Origin of the sequence: Streptantibioticus silvisoli (assembly GCF_027947535.2) — a bacterium.
Classification (GTDB): Bacteria; Actinomycetota; Actinomycetes; order Streptomycetales; family Streptomycetaceae; genus Streptantibioticus_C; species Streptantibioticus_C silvisoli.
Window position 1 is genome coordinate 1 of the sequence record NZ_JAAGKO020000101.1, and the last position, 15,767, is coordinate 15,767.

Below are 15,767 nucleotides of genomic sequence, written 5' to 3' on the forward strand. Positions count from 1 at the left end.
GCGCCGACGCGCCGATGCGCCGACGCGCCGATGCGCCGACGCGCCGATGCGCCGACGCGCCGATGCGCCGACGCGCCGATGCGCCGACGCGCCGATGCGCCGACGCGCCGATGCGCCGACGCGCCGAGGTGCTGACGTACTGATCCCGGCCGGCGACCTCCGGGACCTTCCCGTCGGAGACCCCCGTCGGGGCGTATGGAGCGGAACGATTCAGCGGCGGTGCCCCCGGACCCCCGGGAGCACCGCCGCTGGGCGTTTCGTGCGGTTACGCGTCGTCCCCGTCATCGGTGGAGCCGCCCGCGTCCGGTGTGCCGCCGGCGTCCGTCGTGCCCTCGCCGTCGGGCGTGCCGTCGGCCGTGGAACCGCCGCCGTCCGACCCCCTGGAACCGCTGGGACCGCCGCCGTCCGCCGGACCGCTGTCGCGCGCGGACCCCTCATCCGCAGCGGAGCCGCCGACATCCGCCGAACCCCCGCTCTCCGCGGACGCGGACCCCGCACCCTCCGTCGCACCGTCCGCCGTGTCCTCCGCGGGTCCCGGCGGGCCGGCCGGGCGGTCGCGGGGGGTGGGCCTGCCGGGGCGGAAGGGGCCCAGTTCGCGGGAGTCGGCGCCCTCGGACGCGAAGCCGCCGGGCTGGCCGTCGCGGCGCCGCAGATACCGCTCGAACTCCCGGGCGATGGCCTCGCCGGACGCCTCGGGCAGGTCGGCGGTGTCCTTGGCCTCCTCCAGCGACTGCACGTACTCGGCGACCTCGCTGTCCTCGGAGGCCAGCTGGTCGACGCCCAGCTGCCAGGCGCGGGCGTCCTCGGGCAGCTCGCCGGTGGGAACGCGCAGGTCGAGCAGGTCCTCCAGGCGGTTGAGCAGCGCCAGGGTGGCCTTCGGGTTCGGCGGCTGGGAGACGTAGTGCGGTACCGCCGCCCACAGGCTGACCGTGGGGATACCCGCGTGGGTGCACGCCTCCTGGAGGATGCCGACGATGCCGGTCGGGCCCTCGTAGCGGCTCTCCTCCAGGTTCAGCGACCTGGCCAGGTCCGGGTCCGAGGTGACGCCGCTGACCGGTACCGGGCGGGTGTGCGGGGTGTCGCCGAGCAGCGCGCCCAGGATCACCACCATCTCCACGCCCAGCTCGTGCGCGAACCCCATGATCTCGTTGCAGAACGTGCGCCAGCGCATGCTGGGCTCGATCCCGCGGATCAGTACCAGGTCACGGGGCTTGGGGCCGTCGACCCGGACCACGGACAACCGGGTCGTGGGCCAGGTGATCTTGCGCGTCCCGCCGTCCAGCCACACCGTCGGCCGGTTGACCTGGAAGTCGTAGTAGTCCTCGGCGTCCAGCGCCGCGAACACCTCGCCCTTCCATTCCCGGTCCAGGTGCGCCACCGCTGAGGACGCCGCGTCACCCGCGTCGTTCCAGCCCTCGAACGCGGCCACCATGACCGGGTCGATCAGCTCGGGAACCCCCTCGAGCTCGATCACCCAACGCCTCCTTCCGTCCCCGGCGACTCGGTGTCGTCCGCCGCGGCAAGCTGTATCTTCCCCATTTTGTGCGCCTCCAGCCTACGGCGTGCGCACTTCACCTCCGCAGACCCCGCGTCCGGTGCGATCCCGCGCGCGCCGACCGTCGCGGCCCGCGCGTGGTGCCCGCACGCGCGGCGGCGGGGCCCGGTGGCCGCTTTCCGGCACCGGGCCCCGCCCGCGGACGCTGGGTGACCCCGTGGGTCAGTCCTCGTCGATCCAGCCCTTGGTGCGCTCCACCGCCTTCAGCCACTTGCGGTACTGGTCGGCGCGGTCCTCCTCCGACATGTCGGGCGTCCACTCCGCGGCGCGCTTCCAGTTGGCGCGCAACTCGTCGGTGTCGGACCAGAACCCGACGGCGAGGCCGGCCGCGTAGGCGGCGCCCAGGCAGGTGGTCTCGGCGACCATCGGCCGCACCACCGGGGTACCCAGGAAGTCGGCCAGCGTCTGCATCAGCAGGTTGTTGCTGGTCATGCCGCCGTCGACCTTGAGGGTGGTCGGCTCGACGCCGGAGTCCTTCGCCATGGCGTCGCAGATCTCCCGGGTCTGCCACGCCGTCGCCTCCAGCACCGCGCGGGCGATGTGCGCCTTGGTGACGTACCGGGTCAGACCGGCGATGACCCCGCGCGCGTCGGACCGCCAGTGCGGCGCGAACAGACCGGAGAAGGCCGGCACGAAGTACGCGCCGCCGTTGTCCTCGACGGTCAGCGCCAGCGTCTCGATCTCCGGTGCGGACTGGATCAGGCCCATCTGGTCGCGCATCCACTGCACCAGGGCGCCGGTGATGGCGATCGAGCCCTCCAGCGCGTACACCGGTGCCTGGTCGCCGATCCGGTAACCGACCGTGGTGATCAGCCCGTTGTAGCTGTTGATCGGCTTGTTGGCCGTGTTCATCAGCAGGAACGTGCCGGTGCCGTAGGTGGACTTCGCCTCGCCCTCGTCGAAGCAGGTCTGGCCGAACAGCGCGGCCTGCTGGTCGCCGAGCGCGGAGGCGACCGGCACGCCGGCCAGCGAACCGCCGACGGCCTGCCCGTAGACCTCGGCGGAGGAGCGGATCTCCGGCAGCACGGACTCCGGGATGCCCATGGCCTCCAGGATCTTCGGCTCCCACGCCAGGGTGTGCAGGTTCATCAGCAGGGTGCGGGAGGCGTTGGTGACGTCGGTGACGTGCACGCCGCCGTTGACGCCGCCGGTGAGGTTCCAGATCACCCAGCTGTCCATGGTGCCGAACAGGATGTCGCCGCGTTCGGCGCGTTCGCGCAGGCCCTCGACGTTGTCCAGCAGCCAGCGGATCTTGGGGCCGGCGAAGTAGGACGCCAGCGGCAGGCCGGTCTCGCGGCGCCAGCGGTCCTGGCCGCCCTTGCGGCCGAACTCGCGGCACAGCACGTCGGTGCGGGTGTCCTGCCAGACCAGCGCGTTGTGCACCGGTGCACCGGTGTTCTTGTCCCACATCATCGTGGTCTCGCGCTGGTTGGTGATGCCGATGGCCTTCACGTCGCTCTTCGACAGGCCGGCCTGGGCGATGGCGCCGTCCACCACGGCCTGCACGTTGGTCCAGATCTCGGCGGCGTCGTGTTCGACCCAGCCCGGCTTGGGGAAGATCTGTTCGTGTTCCTTCTGGTCCACGGCCACGATCCGGCCGTCCTTGTCGAACACGATGCACCGTGACGACGTGGTGCCCTGGTCGATGGCGGCGATGTACGGGCCCTGCCCGCGGGAGGAGTTGCTCTGTTTGTCGGTCACGGGAAGCTCCTGGGACGGTGAGGTGACGGTATGACCGCGTCCGGCGCGTTACGCGCCGCCCGGGGTGCGGTGTGCGGCCCGCCGGGCGTGGGGCGCGGTTCAGGCGAACGCGAGCTGGTAGATCCCGCCGGCCAGCGCGCCGCCGATCAGCGGGCCCACCACCGGTATCCAGGCGTAGCCCCAGTCGGACCTGCCCTTGTTGGGCAGCGGGAGCAGGGCGTGGACGATGCGCGGCCCGAGGTCGCGGGCCGGGTTGATGGCGTACCCGGTGGGCCCGCCCAGCGAGAGCCCGATGCCGACCACGAGGAAGGCGATCAGCAGGATGCCCAGGCCGCTGAGCGCGTTGTTCTTCGTCAGGCCCAGGGTGAGGATGAACAGCACGAGCACCGTGGTGGCCACGATCTCGGTCATCAGGTTCTGCACCCAGTGCCGGATCTCCGGGCCGGTGGAGAAGATGCCCAGCACCGGTCCGCCGGGGCTGGGGTCGGCGCCCGCGGACACCGGGCCGGCCGGGTCCTGCCCCTCGCCCGCGAGGACCTCCGGGTCGGTGAGGTGGGCCTTGAACTGCCCCATGTAGCAGACCCAGACCAGGAAGGCGCCGATGATCGCGCCGACCAGCTGGCCGGCGAGGTAGACCGGCACCTGGCTCCACTCGCCGCTCTTGATGGCGATGCCTATGGTCACCGCCGGGTTCAGCTGGCCACCGGAGTAGCTGTTGGCGATGTACGCGCCGCCGAGGACACCGAAGCCCCAGCCGAACGTGACCGCGACCCAGCCGGCCGCCTGGGCCTTGGACTTCTTGAGGATGACGCCCGCGACAACACCGCAGCCCAGCAGGATGAGGACCGCGGTGCCGATCGTCTCGCCGACGAAAATGTGGCCGTTGGACATTGCGACTCCCTTGTCTCCGTCCGAAATGGCGGAACCGGATATCGTCCAGTGTTCGACATTGTCGACCGTCGGACGGCAGTTTTGCCCTCCCTCCTCGGTGCGTCAAGGGTTCGCGACGTGGGTGTCCGAAAACCACTAATTTATTCTAAATCGCCCACCCCCGAGGTCGCGCGTCACCGCCCTGGCACAGTCGCGCACCGCCGCCACCAACGCGGGCCGTACCGCGCCGTCGCGGGACTCGCGGACCCGTTCGACCGCACCGGTGACGCCCACCGCGCCCACCGCCACCCCGCGCCGGTCGTGCACCGGTGAGGCCACCGACGCCAGCCCCTCCCAGCTCTCCTCCAGGTCGCTGGCCCAGCCCTGCTCCCGCACCACTTCCAGCAGGTCCTCCACGTCGCGCCGGCCGGTCACCGTCCGGGCGGTGAACCGCGGGCGGTCGGCGGCCAGCAGCTGGGTGCGCACCACCGGGTCGAACGCCGCCAGCGCCTTGCCCATCGCCGAGGAGTGCAGCGGCTGCATCGCGCCCACCTCCACCACCTGCCGGCTGTCGTCCGGCCGGAAGACGTGGTGCACCACCAGCACCCCGCCCTGGTGGGGCACGCCCAGGTGGACGCTCTCCCCGCTGGAGCGGGCCAGGTCGTCGGTCCACACCAGGGCGCGGGCCCGCAGGTCGTGGATGTCGAGGTAGCTGTTGCCCAGCCGCAGCAGCTCCGCCCCCAGCTGGTAGCGGCCGGTCGCCGCGTCCTGCTCGACGAACCCCTCCTGCTGCAGGGTGCGCAGGATGCCGTGCGCGGTCGCCTTGGCCAGGCCCAGCGTGGACGCGATGTCCGTCAGGCCCATCCGGCGTTCACCGCCGCCCAGCAGCCGCAGTATCGCGGCCGCCCGCTCCACCGACTGGATACTTCCTGACACCAGGACCACCTCCGCGCGACCGGTCGACAATGCTGAACGGCATCGGATCATGCCGACCAGTCATGGTAGGCAAAAGGGGGGCGGCCACCCTCGGACGGCGCAGCCAGAACCGGGGGTGCGAACCCGGGCGAGGGGCGGAATCCGGCCACCTGCGGCGTCCCAACCCGTGGAATCGCCCCGGCGCCGCGCCGAGCGGCCGTTACCCTGACGTGGTGCGTGCCCGGCGAAACCGGGCAGGCATAGCCGACAGCCGTCGCATCCCAGGGAGTGACCCATGGCTTCGCCGTCCCCACAGTCCGCCCAGCAGACCCGCGCCACCGCGCTGCGCACCGCACTCGCCACCCGCGTGGTGGTCGCCGACGGCGCCATGGGGACCATGCTCCAGGCCCAGGACCCGACCCTGGAGGACTTCCAGGACCTCGAGGGCTGCAACGAGGTCCTCAACGTCACCCGGCCCGACATCGTCCGCTCGGTGCACGAGGCGTACTTCGGGGCCGGCGTCGACTGCGTGGAGACCAACACCTTCGGCGCCAACCACAGCGCCATGAGCGAGTACGACATCCCCGAGCGCATCCACGAGCTGTCCGAGGCCGGCGCCCGGCTGGCCCGCGAGGTCGCCGACGACTTCGCCGCGGACGGCCGGCAGCGCTGGGTGCTCGGCTCGATCGGCCCGGGCACCAAACTGCCCACCCTCGGCCACATCGACTACGCCACCCTGCGCGACGGCTACCAGGCCAACGCGGCCGGCCTGATCGCCGGCGGCGCCGACGCGCTGGTCGTGGAGACCATGCAGGACCTGCTCCAGGTCAAGGCCGCCCTGATCGGGTCGCGCCGGGCGATGACCGCCGCCGGGATCGACCTGCCGCTGATCTGCTCGGTCGCGGTGGAGACCACCGGCACCATGCTGCTCGGCTCCGAGATCGGCGCCGCCCTGACCGCCCTGGAACCGCTCGGCATCGACCTGATCGGCCTCAACTGCTCCACCGGCCCGGCCGAGATGAGCGAGCACCTGCGCTACCTGACCCGGCACTCGCGCATCCCGCTGGCCTGCATGCCCAACGCCGGCCTGCCGGTGCTCACCAAGGACGGCGCCCACTACCCGTTGTCGCCGAGCGAACTGGCCGACGCGCACGAGCTGTTCGCCCGCGAGTACGGGCTGTCGCTGGTCGGCGGCTGTTGCGGCACCACCCCCGAGCACCTGCGGCAGCTGGTCGAGCGGGTCGGCGGCCAGGAACTCGCCCCCCGCGACCCGCGCCCCGAACCCGGCGCCGCCTCGCTCTACCAGACCGTCCCGTTCCGCCAGGACACCTCCTACCTGGCGATCGGCGAGCGCACCAACGCCAACGGCAGCAAGAAGTTCCGCGAGGCGATGCTGGAGGGCCGCTGGGACGACTGCGTGGAGATGGCCCGCGAGCAGATCCGCGAGGGCGCCCACCTGCTCGACCTGTGTGTCGACTACGTCGGCCGGGACGGCGCCGCCGACATGCGCGAGGTGGCCGGCCGGCTGGCCACCGCCTCCACGCTGCCCATCGTGCTCGACTCCACCGAACCGGACGTCCTGCGGGCCGGCCTGGAGCTGCTGGGCGGCCGGGCGGTCATCAACTCCGTCAACTACGAGGACGGCGACGGCCCCGACTCCCGCTTCCAGAAGGTCACCCGGCTCGCCGTCGAACACGGTGCCGCGCTCATCGCGCTGACCATCGACGAGGAGGGCCAGGCCCGCACCCCCGAGCACAAGGTCGCCGTCGCCGAACGGCTGATCGCCGACCTGACCGGCAACTGGGGCGTGCGGGAGAGCGACATCATCGTCGACTGCCTGACGTTCACCATCGCCACCGGCCAGGAGGAGTCCCGCAAGGACGCCGTCGCCACCATCGAGGCCATCCGCCGGCTCAAGCAGCTCCACCCCGACGTGCAGACCACCCTCGGGCTGTCCAACGTCTCCTTCGGCCTCAACCCGCCCGCCCGCACGGTGCTCAACTCCGTCTTCCTCAACGAGTGCGTCGAGGCCGGCCTGGACTCCGCCATCGTGCACGCGGCGAAGATCGTGCCCATCGCCCGCATCCCCGACGAGCAGCGCGAGGTCGCCCTCGACCTGATCCACGACCGCCGCCGCGAGGGCTACGACCCGCTCCAGCGCTTCCTGGAGCTGTTCGAGGGCGTCGACACCAAGTCGGTCAAGGCCGGCCGTGCCGAGGAACTGGCCGCGCTGCCGCTGGACGAGCGGCTGGAGCGCCGGATCATCGACGGCGAGCGCAAGGGCCTGGAGGCCGACCTCGACGAGGCGCTGACCGTCCGCTCCGCGCTGGAGATCGTCAACGACACGCTGCTGTCCGGCATGAAGGTGGTCGGCGAACTGTTCGGCTCCGGCCAGATGCAGCTGCCGTTCGTACTCCAGTCGGCCGAGGTGATGAAGACGGCCGTCGCCCACCTCGAACCGCACATGGAGAAGTCCGACGACGAGGGCAAGGGCACCATCGTGCTGGCCACCGTGCGCGGCGACGTGCACGACATCGGCAAGAACCTGGTCGACATCATCTTGTCCAACAACGGCTACAGCGTGGTCAACCTGGGCATCAAGCAGCCGGTGTCGGCGATCCTGGACGCCGCCCAGGAGCACCGCGCCGACGTCATCGGCATGTCCGGCCTGCTGGTGAAGTCCACCGTCATCATGAAGGAAAACCTCCAGGAGCTGAACCAGCGCGGTTTGTCCGCCGACTTCCCCGTCATCCTCGGCGGCGCCGCCCTCACCCGCGCCTACGTCGAGCAGGACCTGCACGAGATCTACCAGGGCGAGGTGCGCTACGCCCGCGACGCCTTCGAGGGCCTGCGCCTGATGGACGCGCTGATCGCCGTCAAGCGCGGCGTGCCGGGCGCCACCCTGCCGGAGCTGAAGCAGCGCCGCGTCCCGATCCGCCCGGCCGCCGAGCAGGAGGCGGCCGACGAGCCCAACCTCGGCCAGGCCCGCTCCGACGTCGCCACCGACAACCCGGTGCCCACCCCGCCGTTCTGGGGCACCCGGGTGGTCAAGGGCATCCCGCTGAAGGACTACTCCTCCTGGCTGGACGAGGGCGCGCTGTTCAAGGGCCAGTGGGGGCTGAAGCAGGCCCGTTCCACCGGACCGTCCTACGAGGAGCTGGTGGAGCGCGAGGGCCGCCCCCGGCTGCGCGGCCTGCTGGACAGGCTCCAGACCTCCGGCCTGCTGGAGGCCGCCGTGGTCTACGGCTACTTCCCGTGCGTGTCCAAGGGCGACGACCTCATCCTGCTGCACGACGACGGCAGCGAGCGGGTCCGCTTCACCTTCCCCCGCCAGCGCCGCGGCCGCCGGCTGTGCCTGGCCGACTTCTTCCGCCCCCAGGAGTCCGGCGAGACCGACGTCATCGGCCTTCAGGTGGTCACCGTCGGCTCGAAGATCTCCGAGGCGGCCAACGAACTGTTCGCCGGCGACAGCTACCGCGACTACCTGGAGCTGCACGGCCTGTCCGTCCAGCTGGCCGAGGCGCTCGCCGAGTACTGGCACGCCCGGGTGCGCGCCGAGCTCGGCTTCTCCGGCGAGGACCCGGCCGGCGTGGAGGACATGTTCGCCCTGAAGTACCGCGGCGCCCGCTTCTCGCTCGGCTACGGCGCCTGCCCGGACCTGGAGGACCGCGCCAAGATCGCCGCCCTGCTGGAGCCGGAGCGCATCGGCGTGCGGCTGTCGGAGGAGTTCCAGCTGCACCCCGAGCAGTCCACCGACGCCATCGTCATCCACCACCCCGAGGCGAAGTACTTCAACGCCCGCTGACCCCGCCCGCCTGCCCCGCCGGCCCGCCCCGCCCGACGGCGATCCGCTCCCCGGCCCGCCCGCCGACGGTCCGCCCGCGCCGCTCCCCGGTCCGCCCGAGGCCGCTCCGCCGGGGAACGCCGCAGGTCGGGGCGGGTCCGCGGGTATCCGCCCGGCGATCGCCCGCCCGGCGTCGTAGACTCGACGGTCCGGTGGAGGCCGGTCGACCTCCGTGCTGCGGCGCGGGGACGGCCGGCCTCTTCGTCCCCCTACGGAGGTATCCGGATGACCAGCAGCGTCCCCGCCGTGCAGGCCGCGGGCCACGACAGCGCCGGCCTCCAGGCGGTCCTGCTCGACATGGACGGCACCCTGGTGGACACCGAGGGCTTCTGGTGGCAGGCGGAGAGCGACGTCTTCGCCGGGCTGGGACACGTGCTGGACGAGAAACACCGGCAGATCGTCATCGGCGGCCCGATGACCCGCAGCGTCGGCCACCTGATCTCGGTGACCGGGGTGGCGCTCGGCATCGCGGAGCTGTCCACCCTGATCAACGCCCGGTTCGTGGAGATCATCGGCCACGGCGTGCCGCTGATGCCCGGCGCCCGGCGGCTGCTGGCCGAACTCGCCGCCCACCGGGTGCCCACCGCCCTGGTGTCCGCCTCGCACCGCGAGATCATCGACATCGTGCTGAAGTCCCTCGGCCCGGAGAACTTCGCGCTCTCGGTGGCGGGCGACGAGCTGGACCGCACCAAGCCGCACCCCGAGCCGTACCTGAGGGCCGCCGCGGGCCTGGGCGCCGACCCGGCGCGCTGCGTCGTCGTGGAGGATACCGTCACCGGAGTCGCCTCCGCCGAGGCGGCCGGCTGCCGGGTGGTCGCCGTCCCGTCGCTGGTCACCATCGAGCCGGCCCCGGGCCGTACCGTCGTCGACTCCCTGGAACGGGTCGACCTGGCGTTCCTGCGCCACCTGGCCGCCGCCGGGCGCTGAGCCGGGCCGCCGGCCGCCGTCGCGCGGGCGGTGCGGGCATTCCCCGCGTGAAGCCGGCCTCCGGCAACGCGGTCCGGCGTCGCGCGGGCGGCACCGGGCCGCTGAGCTGCTGCTCCGTGCCGCCGGGGGGTCCGGTGCGGGGCGGACACCCTACCGGGCGGTCGGCGCACAGAACCGGCCGACCGGATGGTTATGGGGTCCGCAAGGGGTGATCCTTGTCACTCGCGGCCCTGTCGACAACGTCCGGGACCTGTGCTTTTCGACCGGGTCGCGACAGGTTCCGGTGGCCGGTGTGCCCCGGTTGGTCATGGCGGGGGTAGAACGCCCCGCTGTCCGGATTTCGGAGCGCGATGACGCGTGATCTGGGCGTGACGAGCCTTCAACTGGGCCGGTTTCCGGCGAAGTCCGCCCTTCCTATTAGGGTCCTAGCTGGTCAGTGTCCGATCCACGGATCGGCGTCAGGCGGAGGGGCGCGGCAGGCCCGGCGGCCACCGGCGGGACGGCGCGGGACCGCGGTGTGATCCGCCGCGGACCGGCGTGTCCGGCGTGCGGTGGCGGGGAGGAGCCGGACCGCCCGGGGGAGTCCGCCCCACGGCGCGGAGACCGGTGCGGTCGGCGCACGGAACCTGCGGGGGAGCACAGGGCGTGGGCGTAGCGCTCTGCGCGGAGTGACCAGCCATCGCCGACCAAGGAGACCAGCGAGGATGAACCGCAAGCTACTGGCGCTGCCGGCCGTCGTGGCCATGATCGCGCCCGTGCTCACCGCCTGCGGCGGTTCGAGCGGCGACAGTGCCACCGGCGGCGCCACCATCGTCGTGGGCACGACCGACCAGATCGTCGCCACCAAGGACGAGGAAGCCCCGCTGGACCCCGCGGCCTCCTACGACATCGCCGGCTGGAACGTGCTCGGCAACGTCTTCCAGACCCTGCTGAGCTACCCGCGCACCGGCACCACGCCCGTGCCGGACGCCGCCAGCCACTGCGGGTTCACCGACCGGGCGAGCGAGACGTACGCCTGCGACCTGCGCCCCGGGCTCCAGTTCTCCAACGGCGACCCGCTGACCTCGAGCGACGTGAAGTTCTCCGTCGACCGCCAGATCGCCATCGCCGACCCCAACGGCCCCTCGTCGCTGCTGGACAACGTCGACCGGGTCGAGACCCAGGGCGCCTCCCGGGTGGTCTTCCAGCTCAAGACCCCGGACACCACCTTCCCGTTCAAGCTGGCCACGCCGGCCGCCGCCATCGTCGACCACCAGGTCTACCCGGCGAAGAAGACCTACACCGGCTACCGGCTGGTCGGCTCCGGCCCGTACAGCCTGACGTCGTGGAAGGCCGGCGACCAGGCGGTCTTCACCGCCAACTCGCACTACAAGGGCGCGTTCACCATCAACAACGCCCGCATCGACCTGCGGTTCTTCAAGGACTCCGCGGCCATGGTCGCGGCGCTGAAGGCCGGCTCGATCGACCTGACCAACCGCACCATGACGCCGCAGGAGATAGCCGGCTTCCAGGACAACACCTCCGACAAGTACGACCTGGTCGAGGCGCCGGGCGCGGAGATCCGCTACCTGGTGTTCAACATGAAGGACCCGACCGTCTCCCAGCTCGCGGTCCGCAAGGCGGTGGCCCAGGTCGTCGACCGCCAGGCGCTGGTGCGCGACGTGTACGCCCGTACCTCGGTGCCGCTGTACTCGATGGTCCCGCAGGGCATCGTCGGGCACACCAACTCGTTCTTCGACCTCTACCACGACCCCAGCGTCACGGCCGCCCGCCAGACCCTCCAGGCGGCCCACATCACGCTGCCGGTCACCTTGCACATGTCGTACACCACCGACCACTACGGTGAGTCCACCGCCGCGGAATTCTCCGAACTCCAGCGGCAGTTGCAGGCCAGCGGACTGTTCAAGGTCACCCTCAAGGGCGTGCCGTGGAGCACCTACGACCCGGACGTCATCAAGGGTGACTACTCGGTCTACGGCATGGGCTGGTTCCCCGACTTCCCCGACCCGGACAGCTACCTGGGCCCGTTCTTCGGCAAGGACACCTTCCTCGGCAACTCCTACGACAACGCCACGATCGAGAAGCAGATCATCCCGGCGGAGCGCAAGGTCGCCAACCGCGGTTCGCTCACCGCCGACTTCGAGCAGGCGCAGCAGATCATCGCCGAGCAGATCCCGTTCCTGCCGCTGTGGCAGGGCCGGCAGTACCTGGCCGCCAAGTCGGACATCACCGGCACCGAGTGGGCGCTGAACGCCAGCTCCCAGATGCAGTTCTGGGAGCTGGGCCGCGGCGTCTCCCAGTGACCGGCGCGCCCCGGCGCCACCGCGCCGCCGCGACCGTGCCGCGGTCCGCCTCCGCACCGGAGCGGGCCGCGGCGCCCGGCGCTCAGCCCTGGCTGGGCCGCACCAGGCCGCTCTCGTACGCGTAGACCGCCGCCTGCACCCGGTCGCGCAGGCCGAGCTTGGTCAGCACGTGTCCGACATGCGTTTTGACGGTCGTCTCGCTGACGAACAGCTCGGCGGCGATCTCCGCGTTGGACAGCCCGCGGGCCACCAGCTTCAGCACCTCCACCTCACGCTCGGTCAGCGTGTGGGCGGCCCGCGGCGCGCTGTCCTCACCGGACGGCAGCCGGCCCGCGTACTTGTCGAGCAGCCGCCGGGTGATGCTGGGGGCCAGCGTCGCCTCGCCCGCCGCGACCACCCGGATCGCCTGGACCAGCTCGGCGGCCGGCGCGTCCTTCAGCAGGAAGCCGCTGGCCCCGGCGCGCAGCGCCTCCACCACGTACTCGTCCAGGTCGAACGTGGTCAGCACCAGCACCTTCGCCGGACCGTCCCGCCCGGGGCCGGTGATCTGCCGGGTCGCCTCGACGCCGTCCATCCGCGGCATGCGGATGTCCATCAGCACCACGTCCGGCTGAAGGGCGCGCACCTGCTCCAGCGCCTGGAGCCCGTCCCCGGCCTCGCCCACCACCGCCAGGTCCTGCTCCGCCTCCAGGATCATCCGGAATCCGGTGCGCAGCAGCGGTTGGTCGTCGACCAGCAGGACGCGGATGGCCACGGGTGCTCCTCACATGAACGTACGGACCGACCATTCTCGCCCAGCCGTCAGTACGGCGGGTCCACCGACAGCGCCGCCTCCACCGCGCTCCGGGCGGCCGGCACCGCGGGACTACCGCCGGCGTCCGGTACGGCCGGCGCGGTCACCGGCAGCGGATAGGCCGGCGGGGTGCCGCCGAACGCCGGGCAGATGGACTGATGGTCGCACCAGTCGCACAGTCGGCCCGGCGTCGGCCGCCAGTCGCCGCTGGCCGTCGCCTGCCGGATGGCCTCCCACAGCGCCAGCAGCTTGCGCTCCACCGCCAGCAGCTCCGCCTCGCCCGGGTCGTAGGTCAGCACGTCGCCACTGCCGAGGTAGACCAGCTGGAGCCGCCGCGGCACGACGCCGCGCAGCCGCCACAGCACCAGGGCGTAGAACTTCATCTGGAACAGGGCCTCCGCCGCGTACTGCGGACGGGGGGCCTTGCCGGTCTTGTAGTCCACCACCCGCAGATCACCCGTGGGGGCGACATCGAGCCGGTCGACGTAGCCGCGCAGCACCAGGCCGGACTCCAGCGCGGTCTCCACGTACAGCTCGCGTTCGGCCGGCTCCAGCCGCGTCGGGTCCTCCAGCGCGAACCACCGCTCCACCAGCCGCTCGGCGCTCTCCAGCCACTGCCGCAGCCGCTCCGGCGCGTCCGGCTCCGCACCGAACAGCTCCACCAGCTCCGGCCGCGACGCCAGCAGCCGCTCCCACTCGCCGGCCACCATCGCCGTCGCCCGGACGGGCGTACGCTCGGCGGCGGGGGCGTCGAAGAGCCGCTCCAGCACCGCGTGCACCACCGTCCCCCGGGTGGCCGCCTCACTCGGTTTCTCCGGCAGCTTGTCGATCACCCGGAACCGGTACAGCAGCGGACACCGCATGAAGTCCCCGGCCCGCGAGGGCGACAACGACGAGGGGGGCCGCGGAACGGCGAGTTGGGACGTGGCACTCATGGCACCTGACCCTACGGGCTGCCGCCGACATCACCGCCCCGCCCCGTCGTTACCATCGACGCACACGCCCTCACACGTCATGATCGAGTCCGGGGGTCCGCTTCCGCCGAACGAGAGGTCACCGCGTGGGGTGCGTCAGAAACGGGAACGGAACCTTTGACGGGGACGGGGACGGGCTACCGGACGGGGATCCAGCTGTGAGCGACGCACGGACGGCCGCCGGGGTGCGGTCGGGACGAGTGGCGCGGATTCGCCGGTCGGGCGGAGAAGCGAACAAAAGGTGGCTGTGCGACGCGCGGTCGGGCCTGGTGCCGCGCGTGCGCCGTCGGTGCGGAGAAGCGAACGGAAGTCAGCTGTGAGCGGAAGGAACGCCGGGGACGAGTCCGGGGGCGGCAAGAAGCCGAGACGGCCAAGGGAGTCCGGTGGCGGAATCCTGATGGGCCGGCCGTTCGGTGTGCCGGTCTACGTCGCGCCGAGCTGGTTCCTGGTCGCCGCGCTCATCACCTGGGTCTTCGGCGACCAGCTGGGCCGCGTCCTGCCGGAGCTGGGCGCCGCCCGCTACCTGGTCTCGCTGTTCTTCGCGGTCGCCTTCTACGCCTCCGTGCTGGTCCACGAACTCGCCCACACCGTCGCGGCGCTGCGCTTCAAGCTGCCGGTGCGCCGCATCCAGCTCCAGTTCTTCGGCGGCGTCTCGGAGATCGAGAAGGACTCCGACACCCCGGGGCGTGAGTTCGTGCTGGCCTTCGTCGGCCCGCTGCTGTCGCTCGTGCTGTCCGGGCTGTTCTACCTCGGCATGCTCGCCGTCACCCCGGGCACCGTCCCCGGCGTCCTGCTGGCCGGTCTGATGATCAGCAACCTGATCGTCGCCGCCTTCAACCTGCTGCCCGGTCTGCCGCTGGACGGCGGCCGGATGCTGCGGGCGGTGGTGTGGAAGCTCAGCGGCCGTCCGATGACCGGCACCGTCGCCGCCGCGTGGACCGGCCGCGCGCTGGCCGTCGCCGTGCTGATCGGCCTGCCGCTGCTGTCCTACGCCAGCGGCAACGACGCCGGCGGCGGCGCCGGGTCCATCACCGACGCGCTGCTCGCCGCGATCCTGGCCGCCATCATCTGGACCGGCGCCGGCAACAGCCTGCGGATGGCCCGGCTGCGCGAGCACCTGCCCGAGCTGAGCGCCCGCACCCTGACCCGCCGCGCCGTCCCGGTCTCCTCCGACACCCCGCTGTCGGAGGCGCTGCGCCAGGCCGGCGAGGCCGGGGCCCGCGCCCTGGTCGTGGTGGACGGGCACGGCGAGGCCGTCGCCCTGGTCCGGGAGGCCGCCGTGGTCGGCGTGCCGGAGCACCGCCGCCCGTGGGTCGCGGTCAGCGGCCTCAGCCAGGACATCCGCCCCGGCATGCGGGTGTCGGCCGAACTCAGCGGCGAGGACCTGCTCGACACCCTGCGCGAGACGCCCGCCACCGAGTACCTGGTGGTCGAGGCGACCGGTGAGATCTTCGGCGTGCTGGCCACCGAGGACGTGGAACGCGCCTTCGTCCGCGCGATGGGCGCCCAGCCCGCCCGCAGCTGACCCGCGGGCCGCGGTACGTCACCCGGATGGCCCGTGACGTGGGCACCGAGGGCCGCCTCGGCGGACAGGCGGATGTGCAGGGCGTGTCGGGCACCTGGCAGGACCTGACGCTCCCGAAGCCCGGCCGGCCGGCCACCCGAGGGCCCCGCCCCTGGCGCCCTGCACCCCTTTGTCCTCCGCACGTTGGCAGCCCCGGCATCCCCGCATCCCCGGCACCCCCGCACCTTGGCAGCCCCGGCACCCCCTGCACCTCCGCCGCCCGGGCCGCCGCCGAGGCCCACGGGGTCACCGACCCCGCCGGGACCGACAGCGCCCCCCGGGACCCCGAAGGCGTCAGCGAGCCGTCCGACGCCGTCGGGC

Annotated in this window: 10 protein-coding genes; 4 read left to right on the top strand and 6 right to left on the bottom strand. The window is 72.2% G+C overall.

Annotation, left to right across the window (positions count from 1 at the left end; all coding sequences use genetic code 11):
• Positions 1-265: 265 nt before the first annotated feature.
• The 4 genes from POF43_RS33560 to POF43_RS33575 form a co-directional block, all read right to left on the bottom strand.
• On the bottom strand, positions 266-1,474 hold the full coding sequence (locus tag POF43_RS33560; protein WP_271323743.1) for a PAC2 family protein: 1,209 nt from the start codon (positions 1,472-1,474) through the stop codon (positions 266-268).
• A 243-nt stretch (positions 1,475-1,717) separates the two neighbouring features.
• Positions 1,718-3,256 (bottom strand): glycerol kinase GlpK, encoded by a 1,539-nt coding sequence (glpK, locus tag POF43_RS33565; RefSeq protein ID WP_271323744.1) that lies wholly within the window; start codon positions 3,254-3,256, stop codon positions 1,718-1,720.
• A gap of 99 nt (positions 3,257-3,355) precedes the next feature.
• Entirely contained in the window at positions 3,356-4,147 is a 792-nt protein-coding gene (locus POF43_RS33570; protein WP_271315112.1) for an MIP/aquaporin family protein, read from the bottom strand.
• A 135-nt stretch (positions 4,148-4,282) separates the two neighbouring features.
• Positions 4,283-5,062 (bottom strand): IclR family transcriptional regulator, encoded by a 780-nt coding sequence (locus POF43_RS33575; protein WP_271323745.1) that lies wholly within the window; start codon positions 5,060-5,062, stop codon positions 4,283-4,285.
• Positions 5,063-5,336: 274 nt separating this feature from the next.
• On the opposite strand from POF43_RS33575, the gene metH reads away from it, so the two are divergent.
• From metH to POF43_RS33590, 3 genes are all read left to right on the top strand, one after another.
• Complete coding sequence (metH, locus tag POF43_RS33580) at positions 5,337-8,846, top strand: methionine synthase (RefSeq protein ID WP_271323746.1); 3,510 nt, start codon at positions 5,337-5,339, stop codon at positions 8,844-8,846.
• Between the two features lie 264 nt (positions 8,847-9,110).
• Positions 9,111-9,812, top strand: coding sequence for an HAD family hydrolase (locus POF43_RS33585; protein ID WP_271316614.1), 702 nt, complete (start codon positions 9,111-9,113; stop codon positions 9,810-9,812).
• Between the two features lie 704 nt (positions 9,813-10,516).
• Positions 10,517-12,115: an ABC transporter substrate-binding protein gene (locus POF43_RS33590; RefSeq protein ID WP_271316613.1), complete on the top strand. Its 1,599-nt coding sequence runs from the start codon at positions 10,517-10,519 to the stop codon at positions 12,113-12,115.
• A gap of 82 nt (positions 12,116-12,197) precedes the next feature.
• Here the strand turns inward: POF43_RS33590 and POF43_RS33595 are convergent, their stop codons facing one another.
• Together POF43_RS33595 and POF43_RS33600 are read right to left on the bottom strand one after the other, a co-directional pair.
• Positions 12,198-12,869, bottom strand: coding sequence for a response regulator (locus POF43_RS33595; protein ID WP_271316612.1), 672 nt, complete (start codon positions 12,867-12,869; stop codon positions 12,198-12,200).
• A gap of 47 nt (positions 12,870-12,916) precedes the next feature.
• On the bottom strand, positions 12,917-13,843 hold the full coding sequence (locus POF43_RS33600; protein ID WP_271324674.1) for a RecB family exonuclease: 927 nt from the start codon (positions 13,841-13,843) through the stop codon (positions 12,917-12,919).
• Positions 13,844-14,198: 355 nt separating this feature from the next.
• Between POF43_RS33600 and POF43_RS33605 the strand changes: the two genes are divergently transcribed.
• A complete protein-coding gene (locus POF43_RS33605) occupies positions 14,199-15,407 on the top strand; it encodes a site-2 protease family protein (protein ID WP_271316610.1) in 1,209 nt (402 codons plus the stop codon).
• The last annotated feature ends 360 nt before the right edge of the window (positions 15,408-15,767 follow it).